At 71.2% G+C, this 15,965-nt stretch carries 13 protein-coding genes; 3 read left to right on the forward strand and 10 right to left on the reverse strand.

Annotated features, from left to right (window positions below; all coding sequences use genetic code 11):
* Positions 1-43 precede the first annotated feature (43 nt).
* The 6 genes from ACFWYM_RS20200 to ACFWYM_RS20225 form a co-directional block, all read right to left on the reverse strand.
* Positions 44-1,843, reverse strand: a complete 1,800-nt coding sequence (locus tag ACFWYM_RS20200) for an ABC transporter ATP-binding protein (RefSeq protein WP_384838598.1) — start codon at positions 1,841-1,843, stop codon at positions 44-46.
* A 43-nt stretch (positions 1,844-1,886) separates the two neighbouring features.
* Positions 1,887-2,945 carry an iron-siderophore ABC transporter substrate-binding protein gene (locus tag ACFWYM_RS20205; protein ID WP_384838601.1) on the reverse strand — a complete coding sequence of 353 codons (1,059 nt, stop codon included), beginning with the start codon at positions 2,943-2,945 and terminating at the stop codon, positions 1,887-1,889.
* A 144-nt stretch (positions 2,946-3,089) separates the two neighbouring features.
* On the reverse strand, positions 3,090-3,935 hold the full coding sequence (locus ACFWYM_RS20210; protein WP_384838604.1) for an ABC transporter ATP-binding protein: 846 nt from the start codon (positions 3,933-3,935) through the stop codon (positions 3,090-3,092).
* Between the two features lie 44 nt (positions 3,936-3,979).
* On the reverse strand, positions 3,980-5,062 hold the full coding sequence (locus ACFWYM_RS20215) for a FecCD family ABC transporter permease (protein ID WP_384838607.1): 1,083 nt from the start codon (positions 5,060-5,062) through the stop codon (positions 3,980-3,982).
* On the reverse strand, positions 5,059-6,117 hold the full coding sequence (locus ACFWYM_RS20220) for a FecCD family ABC transporter permease (RefSeq protein ID WP_384838609.1): 1,059 nt from the start codon (positions 6,115-6,117) through the stop codon (positions 5,059-5,061). The genes ACFWYM_RS20215 and ACFWYM_RS20220 overlap by 4 nt, the downstream gene beginning before the upstream one ends.
* A gap of 65 nt (positions 6,118-6,182) precedes the next feature.
* The gene (locus ACFWYM_RS20225) at positions 6,183-7,535 is read right to left on the reverse strand and encodes a lysine N(6)-hydroxylase/L-ornithine N(5)-oxygenase family protein (RefSeq protein ID WP_384838611.1); all 1,353 of its coding nucleotides are present in this window, start codon (positions 7,533-7,535) and stop codon (positions 6,183-6,185) included.
* A gap of 191 nt (positions 7,536-7,726) precedes the next feature.
* Between ACFWYM_RS20225 and ACFWYM_RS20230 the strand changes: the two genes are divergently transcribed.
* Positions 7,727-8,674 (forward strand): methionyl-tRNA formyltransferase, encoded by a 948-nt coding sequence (locus ACFWYM_RS20230; RefSeq protein WP_384838614.1) that lies wholly within the window; start codon positions 7,727-7,729, stop codon positions 8,672-8,674.
* Between the two features lie 55 nt (positions 8,675-8,729).
* Here ACFWYM_RS20230 and ACFWYM_RS20235 read toward each other — a convergent pair whose 3' ends face one another.
* Positions 8,730-10,889 carry a RecQ family ATP-dependent DNA helicase gene (locus tag ACFWYM_RS20235; RefSeq protein ID WP_384838617.1) on the reverse strand — a complete coding sequence of 720 codons (2,160 nt, stop codon included), beginning with the start codon at positions 10,887-10,889 and terminating at the stop codon, positions 8,730-8,732.
* Positions 10,890-11,197: 308 nt separating this feature from the next.
* Between ACFWYM_RS20235 and ACFWYM_RS20240 the strand changes: the two genes are divergently transcribed.
* Complete coding sequence (locus tag ACFWYM_RS20240) at positions 11,198-11,836, forward strand: hypothetical protein (protein ID WP_384838620.1); 639 nt, start codon at positions 11,198-11,200, stop codon at positions 11,834-11,836.
* Between the two features lie 171 nt (positions 11,837-12,007).
* Here ACFWYM_RS20240 and ACFWYM_RS20245 read toward each other — a convergent pair whose 3' ends face one another.
* The 3 genes from ACFWYM_RS20245 to ACFWYM_RS20255 all read right to left on the reverse strand — a co-directional run bounded on the left by ACFWYM_RS20245 (position 12,008) and on the right by ACFWYM_RS20255 (position 14,134).
* Positions 12,008-12,679: a hypothetical protein gene (locus ACFWYM_RS20245; RefSeq protein WP_384838622.1), complete on the reverse strand. Its 672-nt coding sequence runs from the start codon at positions 12,677-12,679 to the stop codon at positions 12,008-12,010.
* Positions 12,680-12,756: 77 nt separating this feature from the next.
* Positions 12,757-13,458 carry a ribonuclease HII gene (locus ACFWYM_RS20250; protein WP_384838625.1) on the reverse strand — a complete coding sequence of 234 codons (702 nt, stop codon included), beginning with the start codon at positions 13,456-13,458 and terminating at the stop codon, positions 12,757-12,759.
* A gap of 61 nt (positions 13,459-13,519) precedes the next feature.
* Positions 13,520-14,134 carry a TetR/AcrR family transcriptional regulator gene (locus ACFWYM_RS20255; RefSeq protein WP_384838628.1) on the reverse strand — a complete coding sequence of 205 codons (615 nt, stop codon included), beginning with the start codon at positions 14,132-14,134 and terminating at the stop codon, positions 13,520-13,522.
* Between the two features lie 260 nt (positions 14,135-14,394).
* On the opposite strand from ACFWYM_RS20255, the gene ACFWYM_RS20260 reads away from it, so the two are divergent.
* Positions 14,395-15,957 carry an MFS transporter gene (locus ACFWYM_RS20260; RefSeq protein ID WP_384838631.1) on the forward strand — a complete coding sequence of 521 codons (1,563 nt, stop codon included), beginning with the start codon at positions 14,395-14,397 and terminating at the stop codon, positions 15,955-15,957.
* The last annotated feature ends 8 nt before the right edge of the window (positions 15,958-15,965 follow it).

The following is a 15,965-nucleotide window of genomic DNA, read 5'->3' on the forward strand; positions in this document are numbered from 1 at the left end:
CACCCTCAAGGAATGAGGTCAGCCTAACCTAACTTAGGGTGACCTAACTACCCTCGCGCCAGGCCCGCCACAGTTCGGCGTACCGGCCCCCCAGGGCCACCAACTCGTCGTGCGTGCCCAGCTCCACCACGCGCCCCGCGTCCAGCACGGCGATCCGGTCCGCCGCCATCGCCTGGGTCAGCCGGTGCGCCACGAACAGCGTGGTCCGGCCCGCGCACGCGGCCAGGACGGCACGCTCCAGCTGGGCGGCGCCCTCACTGCCCGCCTCCGCGGTGGACTCGTCGAGCACCACCACCGGCGCCCGGCCCAACACGAGCCGGGCCAGGGCGACATGAGCCACCTTGGTCGAGTCCAGGCGCTCACCGCCCTCGCCGACCAGGGTGTCCAGGCCCTCGGGCAGCGCCTCGACCCATCCGTCGGCGCCCACGACGCGCAGCGCGCCGAGCAGTTCGGCGTCGCTCGCCCCCGGCGCGGCGAGCCGCAGGTCCTCGGCGAGCGAGCCGGAGAACACATGCGTCTCCTGCGTCAGGATGCTCACCAGGGCCCGCGCCCCGGCCTCGTCGAGACCGGCGAGGTCGTGCGGTCCGATGCGGACGGACCCCTCCTGCGGGCTCCCGATACCGGCGATCAGCGCGGCGAGGGTCGTCTTGCCCGCACCCGTCGCCCCCACCAGGGCGAGCGAACCGCCCGCCGGGATGGACACGTTGATGTCCCGCAGGACCGGCTGCTCGGTGTCGGGGTAGCTGAACGTCAGCCCCTCCACCGCCACCGCGTACGACGCGCCCTCCCCCGCCTCGGCGGCGGCGTCACCCACGAGGCGGCCCTCCTCGGCCTCCCCGAGCACCCCGACGAGCCGGGTCAGGCTCGCGCCCGACTTCTGCGCCTCGTCGAAGGTGAACATGATGGCGCCGAGCGGGGTGAAGAGGCGGTGGAACATCAGCGGCGCCGCCGACACCTCGCCCAGGGTGGCGGCGTCGGCCTCCAACAGGGCGTACCCCACCACGAGGATGAGGACGAGACCGATGAACTCGGCCCGGTTCTCCCGGCCGACGAACCGGCCGAAGAACCGGAACACGTCGACCCCGAGATCGCGCACCCGCCACGACTCGCGCGTGACCTCCTCGCGGACGGACTCCTCCAGGCGGTACGCCCGGACCGTGTCGATGCCGTCGAGGCCGCTGATCAGCGCCTGCGCCCGGTCGGCCTGGGCCACCCGCTGCTTGCGGTAGAGCGGCGCGGACCGGGGCAGATACCAGCGCAGCGCAAAGGCGTACGCGGGCAGGGCCCCGGCGCCCGCGAGGCCGAGCCGCCAGTCGAGGCCGAACATGCCGACGGTGGCGATGAAGACGAGGACGCCCGCCGAGAACACGGTGGGGATGGCCGTCCGGATGCCCTTGGAGAGCACGGCCACGTCGTCGCCGACGCGGGACAGCACATCGCCCCGGCCGACCTGTTCGACCCGCGCGCTCGGCATCCCGAGGACCGCGCGGACGGCGCCCTCGCGCAGCCGCGCCAGCAGATCCGCGCCGAGGCGCCCGATCAGATACGTGGAGACGGCGGTGGCCACCGCGCCGAGCAGCGCGGCGGCCACGAGCGTCACCCCGATTCCGGCCAGGCCCGAGCGGGAGTCGCCCTCGGCCACCGAGTCGACCACCCGGCCGAGCAGGAGGACCGGGAGCACCTGGAGCGCCGCACCGGCCACCGTGGAGAGCACGGTGGCGGTGGTCAGCCAGGGAACCTCACGGCAGTGCGCCGAGACCCACCGGGTGGCCTCGCGCCCGCTCGCGGTGCGCAGGGTCGCCGTCTGCGCCGGCGGGCCGACGCGGGTGTCGGTCGTACTCACACGAGAACCAAGTCGGGCCGGGGACGGTACGGGTGACGGTCCATCACTTCTTGTCGACCGACTTGACGAGCTCGTCGATCGCGTACGGCAGGGAGAGCGCGGTGCCCTGGGACATGGCCGCGCCGACCGCGGGGCCCTCGCTGTCAAGGAGGTACGAGACGTTGCCCTTCTTGACCGCCTTCAAGTTGCCGAACAGCTTGTCCTTCTTCAACGCCTCGGTGTCCGCCTTGTCGTTGATGACGAAGATGCGGTCCACGTCGACCAGGTCGGTGCGCTCGGGCGAGAGCTGGGTGGAGAAGTTGCCGTCCGCGATCTTGTCGATCTTGGTCTGGTACTTGTAGCCGATGCCCGTCACCAGGCGCCCGCGCACATCGGTCGAGGTGAACGGGGCGAGGGAGTTCTTGTACCAGGACAGCGCGACGGCGGTCTGGTCCCCGAACTTCGGGTGCGCCTTCTTGGCCGTGTCGAGCTTGGACTGGATGCCCTTGACGAGCTTCTCGCCCTTCTCCTCCTGGCCGAGCGCCTTGGCGATGTGCAGCGTGTTGTCCTGCCACGGAGCGCTGAACGGCTCCTTCTCGGCCTTGGTGCGGCCCACCGTCGGCGCGATCTTGGAGAGCTTCTCGTAGGCGGCCTTGTCGATCTCGGAGTAGACCGCGATGATCAGGTCCGGCCGAAGGGCCGCGATCTTCTCGTAGTTGGGGCCGGAGTCACCGTTCTTCATGATGACCTCGGGCTTGGCGCTGCCCCACTTGTCCTTCACCCACGGCCACTGGGTGTTGATGTCGGGGCTCTTGCCCGCCGGGTTCGGGTACTGGTCGGTCATGCCGACCGGCTTGGTGCCGAACGCGAGGACCGCCTGGTCGTCGGTGTAGCCGACGGTGACGACGCGCTGGGGGGCCTTCTCGACCTTCGTGGTCCCGAACGCGTGCTCCACGGTGACCGGGAAGTGACCGGCGGCGGCAGCAGGGGCGTTGTCGCTCGCCTTGTCCGACGAGTCGTCGGAGCCGCATCCCGCGAGGAGTCCGACACCGAGGGCCGTGGCGGACAGGACCGCCGCGAGCCGCCGCCCCGGCTTCGTGATCGTCGTTCGATGGAGAAGCATCCCGATTCCCTTGCTTTAGCGCTGTCCGCTGCACCCCGGTGTCAGGGCAGCCAAACCTTAACCCGATGAAGTGAGGTTAGCCTAGCCTAACCAGCCAATTCCTTTGCGGGGAGGGCGGGGTGGACCACGGTCGCCGCGGCGGGCCTACGCGAGCTGGGCGTGGGTGCGGCCGATCGGCACGATGAGCGGCCGGTCGCCCACCGGGTCGTCGATCACCTTGGCGCGCAGGCCGAACGCCTCGTACAGCAGCTCGGCGGTGACCACGTCGCGCGGGTGCCCCTGCGCGAGGACCGCGCCGTCCTTCATCACGACGAGGTTGTCGCTGTAGCGCACGGCCAGATTGAGGTCGTGCAGCACCATGACGACGGCGCACCCCGACTCGTGCAGATCGTCCACCAGGTCGAGCACGTCGATGGCGTGCGCCAGGTCCAGGTAGGTGGTCGGCTCGTCGAGGAGGAGCAGGTCAGTGCCCTGGGCGAGGGTCATCGAGATCCAGACGCGCTGGCGCTGCCCGCCGGAGAGCGAGTCGACGGGGCGGTCGGCGAGGTCGGCCACGCCGGTCATGGCGAGCGCCCGCTCCACCACGTCGGCGTCGTCCGAGGACCACTGCCGCAGCCAACTCTGGTGCGGGTGGCGGCCCCTGGCGACCAGGTCGGCCACCGTGAGGCCCTCCGGGGCGACGGGCGCCTGCGGCAGCAGGCCCAGCTTCTTCGCCACGTCCTTGGTCTTGAGCTTCACGATGTCCTGGCCGTCGAGGACGACCGAGCCGCTGCTCGGCTTGAGCAGCCGCGTCAGGGTCCGCAACAGGGTCGATTTGCCGCAGCCGTTGGGGCCGATGATGGTCGTGATCACTCCGGGCGGGATCGACACGTCGAGACCGTCGATGACGCTCCGGCCGCCGTAGCCGACGCTGACGCCGCGGGCGGAGAGCCGCGAGGTGTCGTCGGCCCCGGCCTCGGACTCGATCTCGGTGATGTACTGAGTGACCACAAGCCCCCCTCATCTATTTAGGCATGCCTCACCTTTGTACCAGGCTATTTGAGGTTCGCCCGCACCAGGAGAAGGATCAGGAACGGTCCGCCGATCGCGGCGGTGACCACGCCGACCGGCAGACCGGCCGGCAGCACGGTGCGCGTGACCAGGTCCGCGCCGATCAGAAGCAGCGCCCCGACCATGCCGGAAGCCACCAACGGCGGCGTCGGGTACCGCACCAGACGCATCGCCACCTGCGGCGCCACCAGCGCGACGAACGGCACGGGCCCCGCCGCACTCACCGCGAACGCCGCGAGCAGGACCGCGCACAGCAGCAGCACCGCGCGCACCATCGAATAGCGCACACCGAGGCCCGCGGCCACCTCGTCACCGAAGTGCATCGGTTTGAACTGGAACGCGACGCAGGCCACGACGGCCAGCAGGACGAGCGTGCCCCAGAAGGCCACCCAGACCTCGTCCCACGAGCGGTTGTCCAGCGAGCCGACCAGCCACGCCTGGGCCCGGGCCACGTCCTTGATGTCGGCCTTGACCAGCAGCCAGGTCGTGATCGCCTCCATCACGGCGCTCACCGAGATGCCGATGAGGATGAGCCGGAGGCCGTCGACGCCGCGCCGCCACGCCAGGAAGTACACGAGCAGGCCGGTGCAGAGGCCGCCGCCGAGCGCCGCGACGGACAGGCCCACGGAGTCGGCGACCGCCGTGGCGGCCCCGCCCGAGACCGTCACCAGGAACACCGAGACCACGCTGGCACCCCCGGTGATGCCCAGAATGTCCGGGCTGGCAAGGGGGTTGCGCGCGATGGACTGCGTGAGCGCCCCGGAGACCCCGAGCGCGATCCCCACGACGAGCCCGGCCAGGGCCCGCGGCATCCGCAGATCCATGATCACGAACTCGTCGACCTGCTCGCCCCGCCCGAAGATCGTGGCGATCACCCGGGACATGCTGATGGGGAAGTCCCCGACGCTGACGGACAGGCAGAACAGCAGGAAGGTCCCCGCCATCAGCGCGAGGGTGGCGAACGCGAACCACGGCCGCCATACGAAGGAGACGCCGCCGAACCGCACGCCCGCCGCCACCGACGCCTTCGCCGCTGTCCCCGATGAGTTCACCGCTGTCCTGTTCATGCGCTCTTGAACTTTCCGCGCCACACCAGCACCGCGAAGAACGGAGCGCCGAGCAGCGCCACGACGACCCCCGCGTCCAACTCCCCCGGCCGCACCACCAGACGCCCCGCGATGTCGCAGACCAGCAGGACGACGGCGCCGAGCAGACCCGCGTACGGCACCAGCCAGCGGTAGTCGGGACCGGTCAGATAGCGGGCCACGTGGGCGACCATCAGCCCGAGGAACGCGATGGGGCCGCAGGCCGCCGTCGCCGCGCCCGCGAGGAGGGTGATGGCGGCGATGCCGACGGTCCGGCTCAGCGCGATGTTCACGCCGAGGCCCCGGGCCACGTCGTCGCCGAGGTTGAGCAGGTTGAGGGCGGGCAGCGTGACGGCGGCGAGGACGAGGCCGACCGCGATGAACGCGGTGATCGGCCAGATGACGTCGAACTTGACCCCGGCCACGGTGCCCGCGTTCCAGAGCCGCACCGCGTTCAGCGACTTCTGGTCCGAGAGCGAGACGGCGGTGGTCATCGCCTGGAGGAACACGGCGATCCCCTGCCCGGCCAGGGCCAGCGTCAGCGGATTGCCCGCGCCCCGGCCGATGCTGGCGAGGGCGAACACGACGATCCCGGCAACCGCCGCCCCGAAGAAGGCGAACCAGACGTACTGGAAGGGGCTGGTGAGCCCGAAGACGGCGACCACCGTCACCACGGCGAACGAGGCTCCGGCGTTCACCCCCAGCAGCCCGGTGTCCGCGATCGGATTGCGCGTGTAGCCCTGGATCAGCGCACCGCCGACGCCCAGGGCGATGCCCGCGACGATCGCGAGCACGGTCCTGGGCACCCGCACGGTCTGCACGATGAGCCGGATCTCGGTGAGCCGCTGGTCGTCCTGGGGCGCCGCGAACAGCCCGTGCCACACCTCGGCGGGGCTGAGCGCCCGCGCGCCGACGGCCAGTGACGCCGCCCCGGCGACGAGGAGGACCACCACCAGCAGGCCCAAACCCACGACCCGGCGCCGACGGGCTTCTGTCGCACCCCTCGGCACGGATCGCTCAACTGCAGTCGCGGACATGTCGACGTACGTTATCCCTTTGATCATCCCTTTGATCCACCGGGCCCGGACCCGGTGGACGGGCGCTAGCGAGCGACGCTGCCGGTCCCGTCGGCGACCGGGCGGGGCGCGGCAGCGGCCGTGGCGCCGCGCTCCAGGAGCGAGTCCAGGATCTCGCCGACCCGTATCGCGATGTTGGAGAGCAGCGACGAGGTGATGCCGTGCGTGTGCTCCGTGCCGCCCTGCAGATAGATCCCGCAGCGCAGCTCGGACTCGGTCACGATGCGGTAGTCGCGCTCGACCTGGACGCGGCCCTGGTCGTCGCGCGGGCAGCGGTCGGCCACCTCACCGAGGATGCCGATGGGGTCGGCGGAGTCATAGCCGGTGGCGAACACCACGACGTCGGCGTCCAGATCGGTCTCCTCGCCCGAGACGAGGGACTTCACCGTGGCGCGGACCCCGTCGGGGGCCTCCTTCACGTCGGTGAGCCGGGAGACGTTGAGGAAGCGGAGGCGCTCGGTGCCGAGGACCTTCTCCTGGTACGCCTGCCGGTACAGGTCGTCGATCAGGTCGATGTCGACCACGGAGTAGTTGGTGTTGCCGTGGTAGTCCATCAGCCGGCGCTTGACGTCCTCGGGCGCGGCGAAGTACTCGTCGACCGCGTCGGGGTCGAAGATCCGGTTGGCGAAGCTGCTGTCGTCGGCGGGGCTGTAGCCGTAGCGCGAGAAGACCGCGCAGACCTCGGCCTCGGGGAAGCGGCGGTGCAGATAGGCGACGTTCTCTGCGGCGCTCTGTCCGGCGCCCACGACGACGAACCGCGAGGGCGAGGTGCCCTCCAACTCGTCGACCCGCGTGAGCAGTTCGGAGTTGTGCCAGACGCGGTCGCCGCGCTCCACGCCCTCCGGCATGGCGGGGCGCAGGCCGGTGCCGACGACGAGGTTGCGGGCCCGGTGGACCGCGAGCCCCTCCGCCGAGCGGACCGTCACGTCCAGGTACTCCACGACGCCGTCGCGGACGTAGGGCGTGACGCCGACGACCTCATGGCCGTAACTGACCACGTCGTCGACCTTGGCGGCGGCCCACTCCAGGTAGTCGTGGAACTCCACGCGCAGCGGGAAGAGATTCTTGTGGTTGATGAAGTCGATCAGCCGCCCCCGGTCCTTCAGGTAGCAGAGGAAGCTGAACTCACTGGTGGGATTCCGCTGTGTCACCAGGTCCTTGAGGAAGGAGACCTGCATCGTCGCGTCGTCGATGAGCATGCCACGGTGCCAGCCGAAGCGCGGCTGCTGCTCGAAGAAGTGAGCGGTGACCGCCTCTTGCCTGCCGACGCGCGCGTTGTGCTCGCGGAGCGCGATCGCCATGGCCACATTGGACGGCCCGAAGCCGATGCCAATGAGGTCGTGGACCGGTGCTGCGTCGCCAGGAAGAACCTGTGACATGTCACTCCCATCGTGCGGGGAAGCCGCCTGTCAGGCGTCAGAGAACAAAAACTTAGGTGAGCCTAAGCTAATTTCACTGAACTGTCGACAGCGGGGCGCCGTCAACTCGGGTCTGGTACGCCCCCTTTGCAAGCTAAGGTAAGCCTTGCTTTACTTGCCATCGGTCAATCCCTGCTCAGAGGAGGAACCCCATGCGGGTCGTCATGTTCGGTTACCAGACCTGGGGGCACCGCACCCTGCAAGCCCTCCTGGACTCCGAGCACGACGTGGTCATGGTCGTGACCCACCCCAAGAGCGAGCACGCGTACGAGAAGATCTGGAGCGACTCCGTCGCCGACCTCGCCGAGGCCCACGGCATCCCGGTCGTGATCCGCAACCGCCCTGACGACGACGAGCTGTTCCAGCGCCTCAAGGAGGCCGAGCCGGACATCATCGTGGCGAACAACTGGCGTACGTGGATCCCGCCGCACATCTTCGCCCTGCCCCGCCACGGCACGCTGAACGTCCACGACGCGCTGCTGCCGAAGTACGCCGGCTTCTCGCCGCTGATCTGGGCCCTGATCAACGGCGAGACCGAAGTGGGCGTCACCGCGCACATGATGAACGACCAGCTCGACGCCGGTGACATCGTCTGCCAGGAGGCCGTCGCGGTCGGTCCTGCCGACACCGCCACCGACCTCTTCCACAAGACCGTCGACCTCATCGCCCCGGTCACCATCGGCGCCCTCGACCGCATCGCCGCCGGGGACACGGACTTCACCCCGCAGGACCGCTCGCAGGCGACCTTCTTCCACAAGCGGGCCGAGGAGGACATCCGCATCGACTGGGGCTGGCCTGCCGCCGACCTGGAGCGCCTGGTCCGCGCGCAGTCCGAGCCCTACCCCGCCGCCTTCACCTTCCACAAGGGCAAGCGGCTCGAGGTCCTGGCCGCGGTGGTCTCCCAGGGCCGCTACGGCGGTACGCCCGGCCGCATCTTCTACCGCGAGGGCGAGGGCGTGGTGATCGTCGCCGGCGCCAACGCCCGCACCGGCCGCAACCACGGCCTGGCCATCACGCGCGTCCGCACCGAGGACGGCCGGGAACTGGCCGCGACGGACTACTTCACCGCGATGGGCGGCTATCTGACCAACCGCCCCTGACGGTCACACCCCCACCGATCGCTCACTGACCAGCCGCCGCAGGCAGACCCTCCCCTCAGCCCGCGGCGGCAAGGACCAACGGCAGGACCTGGTCGCTGCCCGCCTGCCGCAGCAGCCGGGCGGCGACCGCGAGCGTCCAGCCGGAGTCCGTGCAGTCGTCCACGAGCAGGACCGGGCCGGGGGCGGCCGCCAGGGCCGCGGCCAGCTCGTCGGAGACCGCGAAGGCGCCGGACAACTCCCGCAGCCGCTGGGCGGAGTTGCTCCGGCGCGTGGCGTGCGCACCGCCCGACCCCGTGTACGTGAGGCTGCCCAGGAAGGGCAGCCGGCCGATCGTCGCGATCCCCTCGGCCAGCGAACCCACCAGCTGCGGCCGCGCGAGCGACGGCACCGCGACGACCCCCACCGGCCGCGGCCCGGCCTCCGCGGCGCCCGATGCCCAACCCCCGGGAGAGCGCGCCCAGTCGGCGAGGACCGCGACGGCGGCCCGCAGCACGTCGTCGGGCACCGGCCCGTCCGGCGCGCCCTCCGCGAGCAGCGGGCGCAGCCGGTTGCCCCAGCCGATGTCCGAGAGCCGCCCGAGGGCCCGCCCGGTGGCGCACTGCTCCTTGGCGGGGATGCGCCCCTTGAGGCTGATCCCGAGCGCGGGCATCCCCGTCGGCCACATCCGGCGCGGCTCCACCTCGACCCCGGGGCGGTCCAGCTCCTTCACCGCCGCCGTCAGCGTCTGCTCCGAAACCGATGAATCGGCCCAGGGGCCCGCGCAGTTGTCGCACCGGCCGCACGGGGCCGCGCCCTCGTCGTCGAGCTGGCGGCGCAGGAACTCCATCCGGCACCCGGACGTGCTCACGTAGTCGCGCATGGCCTGCTGTTCGGCGGCGCGCTGCCGCGCCACCCACGCATACCGCTCCGTCTCGTACACCCACGGCTGCCCGGTGCTCTCCCAGCCGCCCTTGACCCGCTTGACCGCGCCGTCGACGTCCAGGACCTTCAGCATCGTCTCGAGGCGGCTGCGCCGCAGGTCCACCGCGGCCTCCAGAGCCGGTACGGACAGCGGCCGCCCGGCCTCCGCCAGAGCCGCGAGCGTCTGGCGGACCTGCTCCTCGGGCGGGAAGGCGGTGTCGGCGAAGTACCGCCAGATCGCCTCGTCCTCCTTGCCCGGCAGCAGCAGTACGTCCGCGTGCTCGACACCGCGCCCGGCGCGGCCCACCTGCTGGTAGTACGCGATCGGCGACGAGGGCGAGCCGAGGTGGAGCACGAAGCCCAGGTCCGGCTTGTCGAAGCCCATGCCGAGCGCCGACGTCGCCACCAGCGCCTTGACGCGGTTGGCGAGCAGGTCCTCCTCGGCCTGCAGCCGGTCCGCGTTCTCCGTGCGCCCCGTGTACGAGGACACGGCGAAGCCGCGCTGGCGCAGGTAGGCGGTGGCCTCCTCGGCCGCGGCGACGGTGAGCGTGTAGATGATCCCGGAGCCCTGCAGCTCGTCCAGGTGCTCGGCGAGCCAGCCGAGCCGGTGCGCGGCGTCCGGCAGCCGGACCACGCCGAGGCGCAGGCTCTCGCGGTCCAGCGGGCCGCGCAGCACCAGGGCCTCACCGGCGCCGGTGCCCAGCTGCTCGGCCACGTCCGCCGTCACGCGCGCGTTGGCCGTCGCCGTCGTGGCCAGGACCGGGACGCCGGGGGCGAGCTCGGCGAGCATCGCCCGCAGCCTGCGGTAGTCGGGGCGGAAGTCATGGCCCCAGTCCGAGATGCAGTGCGCCTCGTCGACCACCAGGAGACCGGCCGAGGCCGCGAGCTTGGGCAGCAACTGCTCGCGGAAGTCCACCGAGTTGAGGCGCTCGGGGCTGACGAGGAGCACATCGGTCTCGCCGCGCTCCACCTCCGCGTAGATCGTGTCCCACTCCTCGGGGTTGGCCGAGTTGATGGTGCGGGCGCGGATGCCGGCCCGCTCCGCCGCCTCCACCTGGTTCCGCATCAGCGCGAGGAGCGGCGAGACGATCACCGTCGGCCCGGAGCCCCGTCTGCGCAGCAGGGCCGTGGCCACGAAGTACACCGCCGACTTGCCCCAGCCGGTGCGCTGCACCACCAGGGCCCGGCGGCGCTCCTCGACCAGCGCCGCCACCGCCTGCCACTGGTCCTCCCGCAGCCGCGCCGACCCCCCGGGGGCACCGACGAGTTCGGCGAGGATGGCGTCGGCTTCGGCCCGCAGCTCCAGTTCGTCCATGACCCCATGCAACCCGATGCCACTGACAATCGGCGAACTCACCGAGCGTGACGGCGGGTGTCGCCACCAGTACGTGTGTACCGGACCAGCCACGCGTCGATCACGGCGACCCTGGGCAGGGATATACGCGGCGCACGGACACATACCGGCCCGGGGCCCCAATTGCTCGTTGCCGAGGGCGAGTACGGCAGGAAGAATTGGAGCCGCTCCCCGTACGGCTCCCCCGAGGTCCGGTAGGGCTGTGCCGCGGTGCGCTCTGCCAGTCCCCTCGCGCCCTGTGCCCCGGGTGCGCAGCCGAAGGGAGGACCGTGACCTTCGGATTCACCCCGTCCCCAGCGGCCTCGTCGCCGACGTCCCCGACCTCAGCCACCTGGTCCGCCGACTCCACCAACCGACTGGCCCGGATGCTCGAGCCCGCGGAGTGGTCGGCGGCCGGAATTCCCTTGCTGCGCAACCCCCGTGAGGTCGTCAGCGGCCTCCACACCCGCCACCTGCCGACCCCGGCCACCGCGATCGTGGCCGTGCTCGACCCGGAGGAGCGCCTCATGGCGAGCGCCTCGTTCGCCCACCGGGCGAGCGCGGTGGACGGCTGGGTGTTCCGCAACGCCCTGCTCGCGCGCCTGCGCCGGGTGATCCCGCACGACCTGCGGCGGCGCACCCCGGTGCGGACGGCGGTGCTGCTCTACTGCCGTGACGGGGACGCCCGTTGGACACCGGAGGACGGGGCCTGGATGTGGGGCCTGCGGGACGCTTGCACGCTGCACGGGCTGCGCTGCGGCGCCTACATCACGCTGACCCACGAGGGGTGGCAGGTGCTCGGCGAGGGCCGCGGGGGTCGCAGGCCGAGCGCCGACACGCGGGCCGGCACCCTGGCCGAGCCCGATGCGCCGCCCCCTCGTACGGGAGGCGCGGCATCGGACCTGCTGCGGCGCGCGGCGGCCCGCTGAGCCCGCTCCCCGCCCGGCCGCCCTGCCCTTCGGGCTGCGGGCGGGCATGCCGACGAGCCCGGCCGCGCGGTGCGGCGGGCCCGGCCAACCCGTCAGGCCACGCCCGACGTCGTACGCGTCACGCACCGCGCGACGCGCCCCGGCGCGGCACACACCGCGCGCGGGAAGACGTCAGACGCCCGCGCCCAGCAGGGAGTTGATGCGCTGTGGATCACCGCACACGACCAGCAGGGCGGACGCCTTGCCGAGTGCCGTGGGCAGCGCGCGGACGGCGAGCTCCTCGCTGCCGCCGTTGACGGCGACGACGACCACCGGGCGGGACGCGGCACGGGACAGGGCGTCGGCGTCGGCGTAGAAGACGTCGTCGCCCGCGTCGTGCTGGGCCCAGTAGGCGGACTCGCCGAAGCTCAGCTCGTGCGCGGCCCACGGGTGCGGGTCACCCGTGGTGATCACCAGCACCTCGCCGGGCCCGCGGCCCGAGTCGAGCAGCAGGTCGACGGCTTCCTCGGCGGCGTCGAGGGCACCCTCGGCCGAGGCCGGGATCAGCTGGATCTGCGGAACCGAAGCGGCCGGAGCAGCCGGAGCGGCAGCGGCGGCGGCGGAAGGACCGTTTCCGGCCGGGGCGTTCGGCCCCGGCTGGGCGGCCGTGGCGGCCGGCTCGCGCGGCGTGCGCTGCGCGGGCGGTATCGGCCGGGCAGGACCCGGACGCCCGGGGCGCGGCGGAGCCGCGGGACGCGGGCCGGGTACGGGGCGGGGGGTCGGCGCGGTGCGGCCGGTGGCCGGAGTGGCGCGGGGACCCTGGGCACTCTCGTGAATCTGAGGCTCCTCGGGAATGAGAGGCATGAAGTGTTGTCTATCAAACGCCGATGCGACACGCGTCGGCGGGTGGCACATGAGTGCGACCGGAACTGCTGGGAACGTCAGAATTCAAAGCCGAGCTGGCCCTCGATTTCCGGAACGGTCCCCTCCGCCCAGCTGCGGGCCTTCTTGAGGTGCCGCCACTGGGGCAGCGCATCAAGATACGCCCACGAAAGCCGGTGGTGCGGGGTGGGCCCCCGCTCCTCCAGCGCGGCCTTGTGCACCGGCGACGGATAGCCGGCGTTGGCCGCAAAACCGAAGTCTGCATGTTCGATGCCCAGTTCGGCCATCATTTTGTCGCGCTGAACCTTGGCGATCACCGAGGCCGCGGCGACGGCCACGCAGGACTGATCCCCCTTGATCACCGTACGCACCTGCCAGGGAGTCCCCAGGTAGTCGTGCTTCCCGTCGAGGATGACCGCCTCCGGACGGACCGGCAGCGCCTCCAGGGCGCGCACCGCGGCGAGCCGCAGCGCGGCCGTCATCCCCACCTCGTCGATCTCCTGCGGGGAGGAGTGCCCCAGCGCGTGCGCCGTGACCCAGCCGGCCAGCTCCTCGGCGAGCGCGGTGCGCCGCTTCGGGCTGATCAGCTTGGAGTCGGTGAGCCCCTCGGGCGGGCGCCGCAGTCCGGTGACCGCCGCGCAGACCGTGACCGGTCCGGCCCAGGCGCCGCGTCCCACTTCGTCGACGCCTGCGACGACCTTGGCTCCGGTGGTGGCGCGCAAGGAGCGCTCGACGCGGTGAGTGGGTGCTTCGTACGGCATGGCGCCAGACAGCGTACGCCGCCCGGAGCCGCCCGCGACACCCAGGTCCGCGCGCGCCGCCTCACGGACTGAGCAACGGCATCATCACCTGGTCGATCAGCTCACCGAATTCCTCGTCGCCCCATTCACTGCCGCACACCTTGGTGCGGTACATCAGCATGGCCGGAATGACGTCACAGACATACGAATCCAGCGCTCCGGAACGCACATCTCCGCGCTCGATTCCACGCCCGATAACCTCCTTGACCCGTTCCACTCCGGGCTGGATCACCCCGTCGAAGATCACGTCATGGAAACGCTCGGCGGTGACCTGATCACATTCGTGAAGCACCGCACGCAGCGCGAATCCCGATCTCGAGAACATCGCCTCACGGACCAGACGGCACAGCGCGAGAAGATCCTCCCGGACGCTGCCGCAGTCCGGCACGCCGTCCATCCTCGGCAGTCCGGCCTGCAGCGCGTCCACCACGAGGTCCTCCTTGGAGGGCCAGCGGCGGTACACCGCGGCCTTGCCCGTGTGCGCACCGGCGGCCACGCCCTCCATGGTCAGGCCGCTCCAGCCGACCGTGCTGAGCTGTTCCAGCGCGGCGTCGAGGATCGCCCGTTCCAGGACCGGACCGCGCTTGCGCAGCGCGGCCGACCGAGCGGGACCGGCCGTCCACCGCGAACCAACCATCTCTGTCTCTCCATTGAGCATCGAGGCAGCGCCAGCGAACGGTTACGCCTCCGTGCGAAACAAACGAGGGTCGTCCACCCCCTCGACCAGCATGTCAGGCGACGGCGGCTCTATCGATGGTCGGGCATCACGGCTCTCAACCCAAGACCGCCTCTCGGCGTCAACTCCCTTAAGGAACGCTTGTGTTCACCAAGCGGCACTCGCTATGGTCCCAAGTAGTGAACGGATACGTTCACTACTTAGTCTCTGGGGGACCTCTTGTGACGCATGATCAGATACGGACGGAGTCACCCGCGCCCACCCCGCCGGGGGCGACGTCCCGCAAACCGCACCCGGGCATCGCACTGACGGTCATCGCCGCGTGCCAGTTGATGGTCGTGCTCGACGCCACCATCGTGAACATCGCCCTGCCGCACATCCAGACGGCACTGAACTTCTCCACGACCGACCTGACCTGGGTGGTCAGCGCCTACACCCTCACCTTCGGCGGTCTGCTGCTGCTCGGCGGCCGGGCCGGGGACATCCTCGGGCGCCGCCGGGTCTTCATCGCCGGCATCCTGCTCTTCACCCTCGCCTCGCTGCTCGGCGGACTCGCCCAGGAGCCCTGGCAGTTGCTCGCCGCGCGGGTCCTCCAGGGCGTCGGCGGCGCGATCGCGTCACCCACCTCGCTCGCGCTGATCACCACCACGTTTCCCGAAGGCCCGGAACGCAACCGGGCCTTCGGCATCTTCGCGGCCGTCTCCGCGGGCGGCGGCGCGATCGGTCTCCTGGCCGGCGGCCTGCTCACGGACTGGCTCAACTGGCGCTGGGTGCTCTTCGTCAACGTCCCCATCGGCATCCTCATCGCGGCGCTCGCCCCGCGCTACATCAGCGAGTCCGAACGCCACCCCGGCCGCTTCGACTTCCTCGGCGCCCTCACCTCGACGCTCGGCATGGTCGCCCTCGTCTACGGCTTCATCAGGGCGGCGTCCGACGGCTGGCGGGACTCGCTCACCCTCGGCTCGTTCGCCGCGGCGGTCGTCCTGCTCATCGCCTTCATGCTGATCGAGAACCGCGCCAAGGAACCGATCACCCCGCTGCGCATGTTCGCCGACCGCAACCGCTCCGGCACCTACGTGATCATGATCAGCCTCGCCGCGGCGATGTTCGGCATGTTCTTCTACATCGTGCTCTTCGTGCAGAACGTGCTGGGCTACTCCCCCACCCGCGCCGGCCTGGCCTTCCTGCCCGTCACCGTGGTCATCGCGCTCGGCGCGGGCATCTCGCAGCGGCTGCTGCCGGTGCTCGGCCCCAAGCCGTTCCTGATGGGCGGCACGGCCCTCGTCGCCGTCGGCCTGGCCTGGCAGTCCCTGATCGACTCCGACAGTTCGTACGTCGGCGGGGTACTCGGCCCCATGCTGATCTTCGGCTTCGGCATGGGCCTCAACTTCGTCACCCTCACCGTGACCGCCGTCTCCGGCGTCGCCCAGCACGAGGCGGGCGCGGCCTCCGCCCTGCTCAACACGACGCAGCAGGTGGGCGGTTCACTCGGCCTCTCCATCCTGACCACGGTCTTCGGCACCGCGAGCCGGAACGAGGCCAAGGACCAACTCCCGGACTTCATGGCCCACTCCACCCCCGAGCAGAAGGCCGAACTCGCCAAGACCCACCAACTGCCCGCCCCCTGGGGCCACGAGGTCCTCGCCCACGGCATCGCGACGGCCTTCATCCCGGCAGCGGCCATGGCCGTACTCGCCTTCGCCGTGGCGGCCGTCGTCATCCGCGTCCGCAAGAGCGACATGGAGGCCCTCAGCGGCACGGGCGGGGGTGCCCCGGCCCTGTGACCGCCGTG

Source organism: Streptomyces sp. NPDC059009, assembly GCF_042740175.1.
In the GTDB taxonomy this organism is placed as follows: Bacteria; Actinomycetota; Actinomycetes; order Streptomycetales; family Streptomycetaceae; genus Streptomyces.